The organism is Paenibacillus sp. A3 (assembly GCF_001399685.1).
Taxonomy (GTDB): Bacteria; Bacillota; Bacilli; order Paenibacillales; family NBRC-103111; genus Paenibacillus_G.
Genome location: NZ_JTHN01000008.1, coordinates 1 through 15847 on the forward strand (window position 1 = coordinate 1; position 15847 = coordinate 15847).

General features: G+C 46.1%; 16 protein-coding genes and 1 pseudogene. 15 read left to right on the forward strand and 2 right to left on the reverse strand.

Features of this window, described 5'->3' with window-relative positions; genetic code table 11:
- The coding region (locus tag QJ48_RS38425) for a hypothetical protein (protein ID WP_237762769.1) at positions 1–340 on the forward strand (340 nt) is incomplete at its 5' end.
- 165 nt (positions 341–505) lie between these two features.
- Here QJ48_RS38425 and QJ48_RS00920 read toward each other — a convergent pair.
- Positions 506–784, reverse strand: coding sequence for a hypothetical protein (locus QJ48_RS00920; RefSeq protein ID WP_054971793.1), 279 nt, complete (start codon positions 782–784; stop codon positions 506–508).
- Between the two features lie 165 nt (positions 785–949).
- Here QJ48_RS00920 and QJ48_RS00925 point away from each other — a divergent pair, with 165 nt between their 5' ends.
- From QJ48_RS00925 to QJ48_RS00940, 4 genes are all read left to right on the forward strand, one after another.
- Positions 950–1162: a helix-turn-helix transcriptional regulator gene (locus tag QJ48_RS00925; RefSeq protein WP_054971794.1), complete on the forward strand. Its 213-nt coding sequence runs from the start codon at positions 950–952 to the stop codon at positions 1160–1162.
- A gap of 77 nt (positions 1163–1239) precedes the next feature.
- Entirely contained in the window at positions 1240–1770 is a 531-nt protein-coding gene (locus tag QJ48_RS00930; RefSeq protein WP_054971795.1) for a YfiT family bacillithiol transferase, read from the forward strand.
- Between the two features lie 5 nt (positions 1771–1775).
- The gene (locus QJ48_RS00935) at positions 1776–2327 is read left to right on the forward strand and encodes a hypothetical protein (RefSeq protein ID WP_054971796.1); all 552 of its coding nucleotides are present in this window, start codon (positions 1776–1778) and stop codon (positions 2325–2327) included.
- Positions 2328–2375: 48 nt separating this feature from the next.
- On the forward strand, positions 2376–2936 hold the full coding sequence (locus tag QJ48_RS00940) for a hypothetical protein (protein WP_054971797.1): 561 nt from the start codon (positions 2376–2378) through the stop codon (positions 2934–2936).
- Positions 2937–3151: 215 nt separating this feature from the next.
- Here the strand turns inward: QJ48_RS00940 and QJ48_RS39410 are convergent.
- A pseudogene (locus QJ48_RS39410) lies at positions 3152–3487 on the reverse strand (SMI1/KNR4 family protein); the annotation flags it as partial.
- A 204-nt stretch (positions 3488–3691) separates the two neighbouring features.
- Here QJ48_RS39410 and QJ48_RS00945 point away from each other — a divergent pair.
- From QJ48_RS00945 to QJ48_RS00990, 10 genes are all read left to right on the forward strand, one after another.
- A complete protein-coding gene (locus QJ48_RS00945) occupies positions 3692–4303 on the forward strand; it encodes a hypothetical protein (RefSeq protein WP_157261458.1) in 612 nt (203 codons plus the stop codon).
- A gap of 82 nt (positions 4304–4385) precedes the next feature.
- Entirely contained in the window at positions 4386–4835 is a 450-nt protein-coding gene (locus QJ48_RS00950) for an NUDIX domain-containing protein (protein WP_054971799.1), read from the forward strand.
- 36 nt (positions 4836–4871) lie between these two features.
- Entirely contained in the window at positions 4872–5279 is a 408-nt protein-coding gene (locus tag QJ48_RS00955; RefSeq protein WP_054971800.1) for a hypothetical protein, read from the forward strand.
- A 941-nt stretch (positions 5280–6220) separates the two neighbouring features.
- Positions 6221–6994, forward strand: a complete 774-nt coding sequence (locus QJ48_RS00960) for an enoyl-ACP reductase (RefSeq protein WP_054971801.1) — start codon at positions 6221–6223, stop codon at positions 6992–6994.
- A gap of 88 nt (positions 6995–7082) precedes the next feature.
- Entirely contained in the window at positions 7083–8543 is a 1461-nt protein-coding gene (locus QJ48_RS00965; RefSeq protein WP_054971802.1) for a class I adenylate-forming enzyme family protein, read from the forward strand.
- Between the two features lie 49 nt (positions 8544–8592).
- Positions 8593–9816: an aldehyde dehydrogenase family protein gene (locus QJ48_RS00970; protein WP_054971803.1), complete on the forward strand. Its 1224-nt coding sequence runs from the start codon at positions 8593–8595 to the stop codon at positions 9814–9816.
- Positions 9813–11498 (forward strand): thiamine pyrophosphate-binding protein, encoded by a 1686-nt coding sequence (locus tag QJ48_RS00975; protein ID WP_054971804.1) that lies wholly within the window; start codon positions 9813–9815, stop codon positions 11496–11498. Before QJ48_RS00970 ends, QJ48_RS00975 begins: the two co-directional genes overlap by 4 nt.
- Before the next feature lie 33 nt (positions 11499–11531).
- Positions 11532–12794, forward strand: coding sequence for a beta-ketoacyl-ACP synthase II (fabF, locus tag QJ48_RS00980; protein ID WP_082420283.1), 1263 nt, complete (start codon positions 11532–11534; stop codon positions 12792–12794).
- 3 nt (positions 12795–12797) lie between these two features.
- Positions 12798–13205: a 3-hydroxyacyl-ACP dehydratase FabZ family protein gene (locus tag QJ48_RS00985; protein WP_054971805.1), complete on the forward strand. Its 408-nt coding sequence runs from the start codon at positions 12798–12800 to the stop codon at positions 13203–13205.
- Between the two features lie 71 nt (positions 13206–13276).
- Positions 13277–15847, forward strand: a 2571-nt coding sequence (locus QJ48_RS00990) for an amino acid adenylation domain-containing protein (protein ID WP_157261459.1), incomplete at its 3' end; no start/stop codon positions are given.

Here is a 15847-nt window from a genome sequence, read left to right on the forward strand (position 1 = left end):
TCCTTATATTAACGAACTTTTGATTTTCTGTCATGAAATATCATATAACAATTATTTATTAACTATTGAAGTTGAGATGAGGAATTGTTCTGAAACCATAAAGAATATTTGCATTGATAATTTTCTTTTGTTAGGAGATAGAAAAATCAGTGTTTCTCAGAGATCGCCAGGTATTTGGAACGGGCATTGGTTTGAACTTCGAGAGACTAATCTTATGCCAGGCGAAAGTGTTAAGATTCGTTTATATTTTCACCTTAAGCCAACTGAGAATAAGCTAAATTATAAAGTTATGTATATTAATAACCATGAAGCAGAAAAAATTCATTCATTCTCCAATTAACCCGAGAATTTTTTTACTTACTGTGCCATATTTACTCTAGGCAGCCTAAAGGATGCTTGGTCTACCAATTAGGGGAAGTAAAATCAGGCAAATAAGCCTTCACTAATCGTACCATCGGATCTTAAGTCGGTAAGGATTAATGGAAGAACAGTTAAATCCGGCGGTTCAACCGCCGGACAAGAGTCTACTTAAGGAAACTCCGTCTTTTAGGCCTTGCTCATACATAACAGTTTCTGCGAGCCCTTGCAGGATATTGGATTTGCATTCATATTCGTACAGCAGCATTTTGGAATCATCAGGCAATTGATTGTAGATATCTTTAAATAGCTTAATGCAATAGCTGTTTAATTCGTTGTACTTACCTAAGTCCTTTAAAGAAGTTTTGCCTATCACATCGGTTCGATTTGTTATAAACTGCTTAAAAGCTAGGTCAAATTCAAGCACAATCCAAACCTCCATTCTTTATAATGACGAATTAATATTTAATTTGTTAAATATTAATTTAACATATTGAATTATAATTTCAAGAGAACGCGAAAATAATTTTGATAAATTAAATTTTAATCGCTATAATTGAAAAAAAGTTTAGATTATTGAAAGGATAACAAGATGATAAGCTACAAGCCGTTACAGAAATTACTGATCGATCGAGATATAAAGAAGCAGGAATTAATGAAGAGGACAGGGATTTCATCTGCGACCATGGCGAAATTGAACACCAACGAATATGTATCATTGGAGGTAATCGATAAGATTTGTGCAGCGTTGAATTGCCAGCCCGGAGAGTTGTTGGAATATATAGGTGAAGAAACGAATAAGTAAGAAGGATATTTTCGGAGCAGATCCTGAGGCTCTTAAATCGGGGGCATCGAATATTTTATAAGGAGGTTAATCAGAAGATGAATGAAGACATTTTGCGGTATCCAATCGGTCCGTTTAACCCAGTGACGAACACGTCAGAGGAGGAACGCAAGAATTACACGAAAGAAATTGCAGATATTGTTCCTTCACTTCGGAAGATTGTGAAAGACTTCAATGAGGATCAGCTTCAAACTCCATACCGTTCTGGCGGTTGGACGGTACAGCAGGTGGTTCATCACATGGCCGATAACGATATCAACGCATACTTGAGATTCAAGCGAGCTTTAACCGAAGATGAGCCTATGGCCAGTTCTTATCGCCCGAATTTATGGGCCGAGCTTACCGATTATAAGGATACCCCGATAGAAATCTCCCTTATGCTTTTAGAGGCGCTTCATCATCGGCTAATCAATACAATTCATGGTCTGAAACCAGCCGATTTTGATAGAAGATTCAATACCGAAGTCCTTGGCTGGATCACTGTGGATGTCGCGATCCAAAGATTTATTTGGCATAACAAGCATCATACTGCTCACATTCAATCTTTGGCACAACGAATGAACTGGTGAGTCCCATGCAGGATGTTCAATTTATTGAAAATCAGGTACACTTTCAAAATTACCCATTTCAAGCGTCCAGCATATATCCCCATGGCAGCGTCGCTTCGGAAGATATTTCTGAAATTTTGATCGCCAGATGTCCTCCCGAAGTCAGATTGAAGAGCGACGAAGTCCTTTTTGTCTCAGCCGTACATAAAGAAAGCCTGAAATTGTTTGCGAAAAGCAATAATATCCCTATTGTTTCGAGGGTGGATACTTGGAGCTTCATCTGTGAGGAGTTTCTGGATACGGAGTTCTCAGACGAGGATAAAGAAAAAGTGTACCGGCTCTTGGAAAATGAAGGGCTGGATCGAAACTTTGTCAAAGAAATGAGACAATTTTTATACAACCCTATGATGGCCTACAATTCGATTATGTGGGATTGGGCTCATTTGGGGTTATATGACGTGTTGCTGGCCGTAAGCGGTCAGTTTCCGTATGGGGAAAAGGTTAAGTTTACAGAAGAGGCCTTTCGAGATTTTTATTCGAATGCGATGAAATTGGCCATGAGTGAGAGGAATAGGTAAAGAGAGTTGTCGGTACATAAAATCAGATCCCGGAAAGGAAAGCGGCATATGTCTAACCCAAAATCGCATCGAACTGGACCAGCTTATCTCGAAGGAGTTACCATAGCTGAAAAACCGGAAAAATGGATGGAGCAAGAATGGACAGGTAAATTGCAGACAAAAGAGGGCCGTACCCAGTTTCGTATTTATTATTACGGCGAGCTGATGGATGATATGATTGTGATGACCGATTTCGCTCCCCAATTGATTGTTGCCGAAGATCCGGTTGACGGTGAACGGTACCTTCTGTTCGACGGTTGCAAACATGGCTATAATGCCATGCTGTGCGATACCTATACGGCCGAGCAGCAAAATAACCGAACGCACTTATTGCCCTATCTGGGCAAAGATGGTGAGGATACGTTTGAGATTTATATCACGGCTTTCTATAATGTCGATTGGGACGATGAATTTGCGGATGATGTGGACGAAGACGGGCAGCTCGAATTGATTAGCGGCGAACGTATCGATTTTGACGAGGCGAAGCGCAACGGATATGATGCGCTCAGTATAGATATCGTAAATAACAAGGGAGATAAAATTGAAATTGTGCAGGAAGAGCTTGCCTGAATGCACGCGGGCCCAGTTTTTTTGATGAAATTGGGCCTTTGCCATTTATTCGCCAAACTCGCGACTAGTCTGCCTGCAGTTTCAATGCGGCTCGCAAGATTTTCAAATGACCCGCATAAAGCGGTCAAATTTTCCTCTAACACTTCTTCTTCCGTTTTATTGACTTCCCGGGCGCATTCTTCCGCATCCTTTTTAACTACCGCGATTTCATGATCGATATACATAATTGGGGGCTCCGCATTCGCCTTTCGGTAGTCGAACACGAGCCAATTGCCGCTACTTACGCTCCAAGCAAATGGAATGATTGTGTAGGGTTCCGGGACCAATTCGTTCACCGTCTCGATACTATCCATATAGGATGAGTTCGGTCGTATGAATCGAATCGACCACTCCGTGTATCCGTTAAAATCCTCTAGCCGGTACTCTTTCAGCCGGCGGTTATCGCTGTTTGCAAGGTCCTGGAGCATTTGTTTATAGCTAGCGGTGAATACGACCCCCAATTTCGATTCGATTTCTTCGATCGACAAGGACTCTTGCGCTGATTCCGTCATCGGATTTTTTCCTCCCGTTTTCCATGTTCGTTGTTATTACACTCCAGAAGCCTATCTTGACAAAATAAGGACTTTCATCGTCAAAAAGTGTGCTAGAATGGGGGAGGAGGATTTTGGAAAGGCAGCGGCAAATCCACGTTAGTCAGAGAGTTCGGGATATAAGATATATAAATGGGATGCAAATCATTGATTATGGGGGAATAAGTGCTGATGGTTCATTTCTTTAAACGAGCTAAGAAAACTAATCCAACACTAGAAGAACAAATTCATGTTTTACTTGGATTAGGAATTACTTTTACAGATAACTCCGGCACTTTAATCAATAACTTGCTAGTTCATTTTGATAAAGAAAGCTATGAGGAAGATCCTTTTTATTTACTTTTAACCATAATCGGTGCTGATTTATTAGATGAAAATGAGAACGAAATTCGAATGTCTTATGATGTGTGGAGTTTTGATGCTGAGTGTATTGAAGACGAGGATATCTATACAATATTGCTAAAAGATTTCGTTAACTTAGCCAAGGGTGAATTACCATTAGAGAACATAGAAAGTAATGTTGATTTTGATGAACAAGAAGCCGAGATATCATTTGATTTAGATGGCCATCACTATAATTGGATACTTGAAATGAATGATGACTGGGTGAATATTGATTTATTTAAGAAGCTTGGAAAACTTGCTCTGAAGAGGAATAGGGATAAACAATTCATTTATTTTAACGACGGGCAGAACCTTACATTAATGTATTGCGATAAAATCGTATTGAAGAAGTTGAATAAATTGACAGATAAGAAATTCGTTATTTTAGCATAATTAAGCTTAACACTGTGTTCACCATGACCGGCTAAGTCAGATTTAACAAAAACCTATTTTAATTGTGAAGGAGCATTAGAAAATGACGTATGTGCAGGAGCTTAGAAAGCGGGCAGGCGATCTACCCTTATTGCTTGTTCGTCCGACGGTAATCATAACGAATCAAGAGGGCTTTATTTTGCTTGTGAAATATTTTGATCATACGTGGGGGCTTCCCGGTGGTTTGATGGAACTGGGGGAGACCGCTGAAGAAACAATGAAAAGAGAGTTGAAAGAAGAGCTGAACATGGATATTGTCAAATTCGATTTTTATAAAGTTTTTTCGGGCAAGGAATTTTATAAGAAATCTGGAAGCGGTGCCGAAACGTACTACACGGCTATTGTCTATCGTGCAAATGCTACTGATGGAGAGATCAAACCGGACAATGAAGAAGTAGCTGAATATGGATTTTTTGATCCTTTTACAATACCGGAATCCACTACGCCAATAGATCAAGTGGTTATTAATGAATATAGATCAAAGAAATCATGAAGCTTAAGTATAAACTTTTTTTAAGGATGATAAACATTGAGCGCTTGGAGAAAGAAAGCGTTAGAGTTATTTTATGATATTAGATTTACCTTTCTACACGGAGACGAGAATATATATTCCCTAATATTTCAACTGAGAAGAAGAGTTGTTCAATCGCACAAAAATAACGACATTGAAGATCTTGACAAAATTTATAACTACGCGGAATGGTGCTTTAATCAAGAAAGACGAAGTTATTATATATGGAATGCAGTTTGTGTAGGATTCTATGAACATCTGGTTGAAGATGAAGCGACTCGAAAAGCCATACCTTATAGAGTTAAACCATATATTTTTGAGCAAGTAAAGCCACTATTTAAATGGATATTAAATAAAAACGAAGAAGTTTATAGGGAACTAATTGAACAATATAACAAGATTAACAACACGGATTTTGAATGTTAAATCTGATAATTGGGACTTTTAAAATGAAATTTAGAACGGTATCGCTATGCTTAATTCGAAGAGGCGATCAGATTTTAGTTCAGGAAACCACTTGACGGATTTTTGAATAATCGAGATGAGAAGCTTATACCGGATGGGTATACAAGCACGACATGAGAAAATATCAAGATGAGAGAAAGTCATATTACGCTCCAAAAAGATTTGGATAGACAGTAAAACGGACCATGAATAAAAATGATCATCTCGTAAGCAGACTGCTCCTTATAGAATAGGGGGCAGTTTTTTGTGTCTAAAAAGGTCGATTAATAAACACGATGCTCTTTATTTATTGCTTTTAGATCAGGCCTTAAGTCCTTGGATTTATAAACTTTTATATTAAATAATTTTCGTTTTAATTATCTCATACCATCATGGTAAAAATTATTATATAAGGTTTATGATGGTAAACCTATCTGAAGAACGGGCTAGCTGATGAATGTCCGCTCAAGAAGCGATCATTATGACGTGGGAGGTTGCAAACGGACAATAGCAGCTGCGAACATATTTTGCGTCGGATAAACTGCCGGCAGTCGGCGAGCTGGAGGAGCCTTGTCGAAAAAGCTGCAGGGCTGCATGATTCTGTCATATTGGAGCTTTAGAGCGCGATGATTTGAAATAAATGTAAAATAAAGTCTGGTGTTCGCTTAGGCCCCAAGCTTCATTGAATGTGGTGTGATTAACGTATCACTTTTGATATGAATCTATAGACCTAATATTTATTTAAATTAACAAAATTTATAAAAAAAGATGTATATCAACAGTTTTCAAATTAATTTCCTCGTGCTATTATGGTAAATATTATATCAAAAGGTTCATGGTGGAAATGATTCAAATCATTGATTGTGGTTCTCAACTCCTTGAAATGACAAGGATATCATCTCAACATTGGAAGGTGAGTCGGTATGGCTTCTCAACTGTTAGCTGGAAAAAACATTTTGATTATGGGTGTTGCCAATAATCGAAGCATCGCATGGGCAACGGCGCAATCCTTGGCAAGTCAAGGGGCAAAGCTTATTTTCACCTATGAAAACGAGCGGGTGGAAGAGCGGGTCCGCAGTCTGATTGCGACCTTGCCCGGAGCCGAGGCCTATGCCTGTAACGTGACCGTCGACGAAGAAATTGACGCTTTAGGGCAAATTTTGAAGGAAAGTGTCGGTGTCCTGCATGGATACGTTCACAGTGTGGCCTACGCCAAGGGCGAGGATTTGGACGGGATGTTTGTCGAAACTTCGCGCGAAGGCTTTCGAATTGCACAAGAAGTAAGCGCTTATTCATTGGCAGCGGTCGCCCAAAGAATCTATCCGTTGATGTCGGAAGGCGGAAGCATAGTTACGATGACCTACATCGGGGCCGAACGCGCCATTAAAAACTACAATGTTATGGGGGTGGCGAAAGCGTCGCTGGAAGCTTCGGTACGGTACCTTTCCAATGACCTGGGGCAATATAACATTCGGGTTAATGCGATTTCCGCAGGTCCGATTCGTACCTTGGCCGCCTACGGCATAAAAGATTTTAATGCGATGTTGAAAAAGATCGAAGAAATAACGCCGCTCCGCAAGAGCATCGACGCTTCCGAAGTCGGGGATACGGCACTATTCCTGCTCTCCGGGCTTTCGAGAGGAATCACGGGAGAAGTGATTCATGTAGACGCCGGTTACCACATTGTCGGCATGTAATTTTGAAGAAAAGGAGGAGTCCTCTTAAGCAGTCGTAAACATGAGTCAATCATTCGACCATCGACAATACATCAAGGAGTGGAAAATATTGATTGTTGCTCAATCCGAAAGTCAGATCATTACTCCTCGCCATACCTATAACAAGGATCAGTTTGAAAAAGATGTGCAAGTGTTCTCTCGAATGTTAGGCGTTCGAGGACTTTCCGAGGGTGACAGAGTCATCCTGAAATCGGGCAATTCGTATTGGTTCGTGGTGACGCTATTTTCCTTGTGCCAGCTTGCGGTTTCAATCGCCGTGGTGGATGAGCAAATCCAGGCGGACGAGCTGGGTCAAATTTATGCGGACATCGGGGCCAACTGCATTCTCACCGATGCTGCGCCGGATATTCCGGAAGCGACGATTTTAATCATCGAAAGCATGATTCAGGAGAAGGCGGTTTACGAATATTGGGCCGGGGAAGTAAGCTCTTCGCCGATTCATATCGATAAGTGGATGGAGATGAACGATGCACTGATTCTTTTCTCTTCGGGAACGACAGGCAAGCCTAAAGGCATTGTGAAATCGGGCTGCACATTTATGGACAATATAAGGTCATCCGTGCAAGCCATGAAGTACGTGCCTGGCGATCGCTTTCTCCCAATTGTTCCTTTCTCCCATTTTTACGGAATCTCCCTTATTTTTTCGTGGTGGTTGACGCAATGCTCCTTGATCATTTGCAACCATAAGAATCTCTGGAGTGTCGTCAGCAGTGTGATCAAAGAAAAAGCTACTGTCGTTGATGCAAATCCCTCTGCTTTTTACGCCTTTATTCGTATGTTATTAAGAAAGCCGGATCAATTGGAACAAGTGAAAAATACCTCGGTGCGCATGTGGTGCGTTGGCGGTTCGCCTTTGACGAAGGATCTGGAGGAGAAATTCGGGGAAGTATTCGGACACCGCCTGCTGAACGGCTACGGATTGTCCGAGCTTGGCAATGTCGCCATGGGAACGCTGGAAAATCCCGAAGGCTGCGGCAGACCTCTTCCCGGAGTAGAGATTAGCGTTCGGGACGAAAAAGGCATCGAGCGCGCTGAAGGTGAAGTCGGCGAAGTCTGGATACGTACGCCCGGATGTATGGAGGGATATCTCCATCAGGAGGAGCTCACCCGCTCGGTCATTCAAGACGGATGGTTCAAGACGGGCGATCTGGGCTTTCTGCAAGAAGGAAACCTGCATGTGATCGGCCGGAACGGCAAATCCGTCAACCGAATGGGATATACGTTCTCTCCCGTATACATCGAGAATCAGATTAGCCGGTTAGGCTATCGCTCTTGTGTCGTTCCCTTGGACGATGAAAAAAAAGGCACGCTGCTCGTCGTATTCGTCGAAAGCGAATCGACGCAAGAATTGTCTCAGCTCCGCAAAAATATCAATCGGATGCTTCCTACATACATGTATCCCGATATTCTGCTGCTTGTCACCCAGTTCCCTCTAAACCGGAACGGAAAGCTCGACCGGCTGCAGCTTGAGCGGATGGCACAGGAACGGGTGATGGTGCAAGAAGTGTAATGGATAAACATCCATATCCCAAAAAAACAAAATGAAGGGAAGCGAAGCAATGACGACCAATCTGGGAACGAAGGAAAATACTGTGTTTACTGAAAGACACGAAAGCATTGAAAAATGCGTGGATTATTTGACGACCCATCGAAGTGAAATCTTAAGTATTTTATCCAATATTTCGTCCTATCGGGCAGCCAATGCCGAGATCGATTCCACGATTAAAACCTTGCAAGGCGCTATGCGGGAAGTAGAGACGTATCGTCCGGCTTGCCAGGATTCGATGGCCGTCTTTATGCCTTCCAACGTGATTTTGTATTCCTATGCGCTGTATTTGCTCATTCCTTCTTTGTTTGTAAACCGAATCGAATTCAGAGCTTCCTCGCACGTCGCGGAATATGTCAGCCTGCTGCATGACAAGCTGAAAGAGGTGCATCAGCTGCCCATCAGCAATCTTAAAGTAAGTCAAAAGGCATTTATGACGAATTCCGTCAGCCAAGCCAATATTGTCGTGTTTACCGGTACCTATCAGAATGCGGAACAAATCAAGAAGCAGATGAGTAGGGAACAGCTCTATATCTTTTTCGGACAAGGTATCAATCCGTTCATTATTGGTCCTGACGCGGATTTATCGCTGGCTGCCGACGATGTGATTCGGATGAGGCTGTTCAATTCCGGACAAGACTGCCTGGGACCGGATATTATCTTAACCCACGAAAGCATCGCGGAAAGCTTCAAAAATCTGCTGCTGGAAAAAGTGGAAGCACTGACCTTCGGAGCCAATGACGATCCGAACGCCAACTATTCTCCTATTTTTTATAAAGATATCCTGACGGCCATGTCGGAGTATTTTAACAATAACGACAAGTACATCATTTATGGCGGAGGCATTGATTTTCGCACGAAGAAGATGGAGCCGACGATTTTATACAGCAAGCTGGAAGACCGGCTGGAAATTGCGGAGTACTTCTCTCCGGTATTCAATGTGGTCAGCTACCCGGACGACGAGCAGCTCATGAAGTTGATCGGTTCCAGCTACTTCAGCGAACGCGCCATGGGGTGCAGCTTGTACGGCTCGGAGCATTTGGTTGACAAGCTGCGCAAAAAACATACGCTGACGATCAACCAGACGTTGGAGGACGTGGAGCAAGGCAATAAAGCGTTCGGCGGGTACGGAACGATGTCGAACTATATTTTCTACGATATGCAGCTGGTCTCGAAACCGATTTTGATTTCCGAGGTTGTTGCGGAATTCCTTGCCGAAAAGAGGATCGAAGTATGAAAACAAGTATGGGGGCCTGGGACGTCATCGTCCGTTATCTTCAATTTCTAGGCCTGGAAACGATATTCGGTCTGCCGAGCGACGATTTGAAAGTGTTGTCCTCGCTTCAGTCATCGGACATTCGTCTGATCATTTGCAAAGATCAAAGGAACAGTTTATTCATGGCCTCCGGTTATGCGCTGACATCCGGTCAATTGGGTGTATGCGTTGTGGGGAAAGGACCGGCTCTGACCAATACGGTAACGGGATTGCTGGAAGCACATCATCTGGGAGCCCCCTTGTTGTTAATTGCGCTTGGAACCGGCAGTAATAAGCTGGGAACGAAAGCTTTTCAGGAAGCGGATCAGCTTTCGTTGGTCAAGCCTCTGGTGAAATGGGCGTATCGGGTCGAGCATCCGGACCGGTTGGTATGGGCATTGGAGAAAGCGGCATTTATGGCCGTTAACGGGGGAAAGGGTCCGGTCTATCTTGAACTGCCGGAACACATCGCGGATCAAGCCGTGGCGGTAGACCTTCCGTTCCAACCGCTGGAAAGATTGAGCAGCTCCCCTTCGAACCGCGATCTCGACACCGCTTGGGATACGATATCGCAGGCAAGTAAACCGGTGCTTCTGGTCGGCGGAGGGATGAAACCGGGAGAACAAGGGCTTATTGAGCCGTTGGCCGTCAAATTGGGTGCGGGCATTTTTACTACCGCATCAGGCAGAGGAACGGTTGATGAGGATCACCCTTTATTTTGCGGAGTAGCGGGTCTATATACGGATAAAAGCATGCGAGCCATTTGGCAGGAAGCCGATGTCGTTGTATCGCTGGGCAGCCGGTTGGAGGAAACGGCGACATTCGAGTGGGATGTGGTGCTCACGCATACGCCGATCGTTCAGGTGAATGTCCATTTGGACGACTTCTCGCATCAGTACCGTGGCGTGAAGGTGCTGGGAGACGGGTACTTGGCGGTCGAGCACTGGTTGTCGCGATTCCATCGTCAACCCGATCGGGATTGGCTCGCTCGAATCGCAAGCTGTAAAGAAGAAGCGTTCCGCAGCAAAGAGGCGTATATCCGTCAAGTCGGAACGATGCCTCATATTCATGTATCGGAAGTGCTGGATGTCATGCAGACGGAATTTCCGGATGATTGCATCCTTGTACAAGAAAACGGCCTTCAGGATATGTGGTCTTATTTTTACCCGTATTACCGGTTTACAGAGAATCGTTTTTCCATTGTCCCCAGCGATCAAACCAGCTTGGGGTTCGGCGCAGCCGCAGCCGTCGGGGCAAGTCTGGCCGACAGCCGTCCCGTAGTGGCGCTTGTGGGGGACGGGGCCTTCAACCTGTTCCAGTCCGATCTGATTACGGCTGTCCGGTATCGCATTCCGCTCATCTACATCGTGATGAACAACGGAGGCTACGGCTGGCTGCAGTATCAGCTGAATCAACTGGATCTTGCGGGAGAGCCGTTCCGGTTCGTATCGGAAATGCCACTCGAGCACATGAACGTCATGCGGCATGACTACGTGGAACAAATCGTCATTCAAGAGAAGCAAGAGTTGAGCGAGAAGCTGCGCTTGGCTTTCGCCCAGTATCAAGCGAACAAGCTGGTCGTGGTGATCGTTCCTGTGGCGATCGAGGATGTGCACGATAAGATCCAGCATATTTACGGCGACTTTCCGGTTTATGAACAATAACGAGCTAGAAGACTGCGACAGAAGGTGGGGATCGTGTTGAAGAGACGCGTAGTGGTAACGGGACAAGGGGTAATTACACCGGTAGGATTGAATGTGAATGAATTCTGGACATCGCTCATTGAGGGGAAAAGCGGGATCGGTCCTGTCACCGTGTTCGATACGAAAGACATACCGACAAAAATTGGAGCGCAAGTCAAGGGATTCGATCCTTTGCAGTACATGAGCAAGAAGGATGCGAACAAAGTGGCGCAATTCACCCAGTTTGCTTTGGCGGCCGCCAAGCAAGCCGTGGAGCAGGCGCAGTTGCGCATCGATGAAACCAACGCTCCGCGCGTCGGCGTCGTCGTCGGATCGGGAGCCGGGGGCTTGGATGTGGTGGAAGAGAATTACAATAAGCTCAATCAGAGCGGTCCCAAGCGGGTGAGCCCGTATTACGTTTCATCGATGATGATCAATTCCGCGCCGGGAGAAATATCAATCGCGTTGGGGGCAAAAGGCCCGTCTTATGCCGTCGTTACGGCGTGCGCGACCGGAAGCAATGCGATCGGCGAGGCGCTGCGTACGATTCAGTACGGCACGGCGGACGTTATGATTGCAGGCGGCTCGGAAGCGAATTTCAGCCTGCTGGATTTGGCGTCGTTCGCCAATATCCACGCGCTGTCGAGGCGCAACGATGAACCTCAGAAGGCGAGCCGTCCGTTTGACCGCAATCGCGACGGATTTGTCATCGGCGGAGGCGCGGGAATCGTCGTGCTTGAAGAGCTGGAGCATGCGTTGAAGCGTGGGGCTCCTATTCTGGCCGAATTGGTGGGTTATGGCTGCACGACGGATGCGCACCATATCACCGCTCCCGATCCGACAGGGTTCGGCGCTGCGGAAGCTATCCGAATCGCCTTGAAGGACGGAGGACTGTCCCCGCAAGAGGTCGGCTACATTAATGCGCATGGGACGAGCACTCCGTTCAACGATCAAATGGAGATCAATGCGATCAAGACGGTGTTCGGCGAGCACGCTCCGAACTTGGCGATTAGCTCCATCAAATCGATTACCGGGCATTTGATGGGCGGAGCAGGCGGCGTTGAGCTGATTGCCACCGTATTAAGCATCGTTAACAGCAAAGTGCCGCCTACGTTAAATTGCGACGATCCGGAAGATCCGGAATTGAACTTTGTGCCGCATGTAGCTCAGGAACGGGAAATCGAGGCCGCAATAAGCAATTCGTTCGGATTCGGCGGTCACAACGTATGCTTGGCTGTTCGCAAATGGCAGGGACATGATTCGCAAGGAGTTGAATAACCCATGTTCCAGATTTCAGATGTGCTGCCTCATCGCGCTCCCTTTCTTATGATCGATCGGATTGTCGAAGCTGAACAGTCCGTTTATGCCAAAGCCTACAAGAATGTTACGTGGAATGAATGGTTCATTTCTGAAGATTGCCCGTACATGCCTCATGCGCTTGTCGTTGAAGCATTAGCACAGTTGAGCGCGTTTGCTGCGATCGATGAAAAAGGCATTTCCTTTTTATCCTCGCTTAACCAAGTCGAGATGCATTCCTTGGCGCGACCCGGGGACCGGTTGGATCTATATTTCGAGGTGACCAAGCGAAGAAAAGGGTATCTTCTCGGCAAGGGATTGGCCACGGTGGGCGAGCGGATCATTGTCAAGGCGGAAGAAATCGTGGCATTTACCCAAAAAACAGGAAAATGATGATGTTTTAGATAAATGGGATTGGAACTCAAAAACACTGGATTGTATACTACACGGGGAGTTGAAGATGCGTGAATGACAAACAGTTACTTCCTTTAACGAACGCTCAACAAAGGATTTGGTATACCGAACTGCTTTATCCGAACACGTCCGTATCGCTGCTCTCGGGCACCGTGAAGATGAAGGGCAAAATGGACATCGATGCGTTCAAGCGCTCCATCAATATGGTGATTGAGCAATACGATGCTTTCCGGATCCGCATTACGTCTGAGGACGGCATACCTAAGCAATATGTCGTGCCTTACGAGGAGAAGGAATTCGAGGTCCTGGATCTGTCGGATTTTGATAGTTTGGCCCAAGCGGAGGAATGGTTGGAGCGTCACAAACAGACACCTTTCGAGCTGTTTCATTCGGAGCTCTTTCACTTTCTGTTTCTTAAAGTCAGCGACGAAGAGTATCGGTTGAATACGAAGGTTCATCATATCATTTCCGACGGTATTTCCATGGTGCTGTTCGGAAACCAGATGACGGAATATTACATCGATATGATTCGCGGACAGGAACCCAAGCTTGGCGAAGAACATTCTTATATCGAGTATATCCAGACCGAGCAAGCTTATGAGCAATCCGAGCGGTTTCAGAAAGATAAAGCGTATTGGGTCGATAAATTTTCCGATTTGCCCGAGCTTACCGGGCTGAAACCCTATAATCCTTTGTCGTTAAGCACTGCAGCGAAAAGGGAGCATTTTACCGTCCCTGACGGTCTTTATAACGAAATCCAATCGTACTGCCAAGAAAATAAGATCAGCCTGTTTCAATTTTTTATGGCTGCGACGTACATTTACATGTATAAAGCCACCAATCAGCAGGACGTGGTCATCGGCACTTCCTTCGCCAACCGGGCATCGAAGAAAGAAAAAAATACGGTCGGCATGTTCGTGAGTACGGCGGCGGCCCGGGCTTTCGTTGAACCGGACACCGGCTTGACCGCTTTCATGCAAAGCGTGGCCAAAGAGCAGCTTTCCATTTTGCGTCATCAGAAATACCCTTACAATCAATTGATTCAAGACTTGCGGGATATCCACCGCAACAAGGATATTCAGCGGTTGTTCGGCATTTCGATGGAATACCGGCCGGTAAGCTGGGTCGACTTGGACGACGTCCGAATTCATACGGACTACGATTTTGGCGGGGATGAAGTGAACGATTTCGTCCTTCATATCGTTGAAATGTTGGACGACCGGCAGCTCCTGGTGCATGTCGATTACCGGATTCATTTGTTCGAACGGCAGGAAATACAAAGAATGGTCCGGCAGCTGCTCACCGTTGCCGAGCAGATCGTTCGGGCGCCTCAGCAAACCATTGCGGACGTTTCTCTTCTGCTTGAGGAAGAGAAGCAGATGATTTTGACGTCCTTTAACGATACGTCGGCGGACTATCCGCGCGAGAAGACGATTCACGGGCTGTTCGAAGAACAAGCCATGCGGACGCCGGAGCATATCGCGGTTGTCATGGACGACAAGCAGCTGTCGTATCAAGAATTAAACAAGCGGGCCAACCGGCTTGCCCGGACGCTGCGGGCCGAAGGGGTCCAGGCTGATCAGCTCGTCGGCATCATGACCGACCGTTCCTTGGACATGATCGTCGGCATCCTCGGCATCCTGAAAGCCGGCGGCGCGTATGTGCCCATCGACCCGGAATACCCGCAGGAGCGCATTCAATACATGCTGTCCGACTCTGGCGCAGGACTGCTGCTGACGCAAAACCATTTGCTGGAGCGGGTCGATTTTGCAGGGAAGCTGGTGGACCTGAATAACGAGGCGGTCTATCAGGAGGAGGATTCAAATCTGGGGACGGCTGTCCGTCCGAATCACTTGGCGTATGTCATCTATACCTCGGGAACGACCGGGAAGCCGAAAGGTACGTTGATTGAGCATAAAAACGTCGTCCGTTTGTTGTTTAACGATCGGAATTTATTCGATTTCGGGGATTCCGATACGTGGACGCTGTTTCACTCGTTCTGCTTCGATTTCTCGGTGTGGGAAATGTACGGGGCGCTGCTCTACGGCGGGAAGCTGGTCATTGTCCCTCCGCTGACGGCGAAAAGTCCGGAACAATTCCTGCAGCTGCTGAAAACGCAGCAGGTGACGATTCTTAACCAGACGCCGACTTATTTTTATCAGCTGCTGCAAGAAGAGCTGGGCCATGCCGGAGCGGAGCTGAAGCTGCGCAACATCATCTTCGGCGGAGAAGCGTTAAGTCCGGCGTTATTGAAAGACTGGAGAGTGAAATATCCGCACGTCAAGTTGATCAATATGTACGGCATTACGGAAACGACCGTGCATGTCACCTATAAAGAAATTACGGAAACGGAAATCGCGCAGGGCAAAAGCAACATCGGGACGACGATACCGACCTTGCGAGCTTATATTTTGGACGAGCAGCACCGGATTCAGCCGGTCGGGATCGCGGGAGAGCTGTATGTTGCCGGTGAAGGCTTGGCGCGAGGCTATTTGAACCGGCCCGAGCTGACGGCCGACAGATTCGTGGACAATCCGTTCGAAGCCGGAGAGCGGATGTACCGTACCGGGGATTTGGCCCGCTGGCTGCCGGACGGCAATATCGAGTACTTGGGCCGGATC

Coding starts and splice junctions, on each gene's coding strand:
- QJ48_RS00935 (WP_054971796.1), top strand. CDS start 1,776: ATGCAGGATGTTCAATTTATTGAAAATCAGGTACACTTTCAAAATTAC.
- QJ48_RS00960 (WP_054971801.1), top strand. CDS start 6,221: ATGGCTTCTCAACTGTTAGCTGGAAAAAACATTTTGATTATGGGTGTT.
- QJ48_RS00975 (WP_054971804.1), top strand. CDS start 9,813: ATGAAAACAAGTATGGGGGCCTGGGACGTCATCGTCCGTTATCTTCAA.
- QJ48_RS00950 (WP_054971799.1), top strand. CDS start 4,386: ATGACGTATGTGCAGGAGCTTAGAAAGCGGGCAGGCGATCTACCCTTA.
- QJ48_RS00930 (WP_054971795.1), top strand. CDS start 1,240: ATGAATGAAGACATTTTGCGGTATCCAATCGGTCCGTTTAACCCAGTG.
- QJ48_RS00985 (WP_054971805.1), top strand. CDS start 12,798: ATGTTCCAGATTTCAGATGTGCTGCCTCATCGCGCTCCCTTTCTTATG.
- QJ48_RS00970 (WP_054971803.1), top strand. CDS start 8,593: ATGACGACCAATCTGGGAACGAAGGAAAATACTGTGTTTACTGAAAGA.
- QJ48_RS00925 (WP_054971794.1), top strand. CDS start 950: ATGATAAGCTACAAGCCGTTACAGAAATTACTGATCGATCGAGATATA.
- QJ48_RS00940 (WP_054971797.1), top strand. CDS start 2,376: ATGTCTAACCCAAAATCGCATCGAACTGGACCAGCTTATCTCGAAGGA.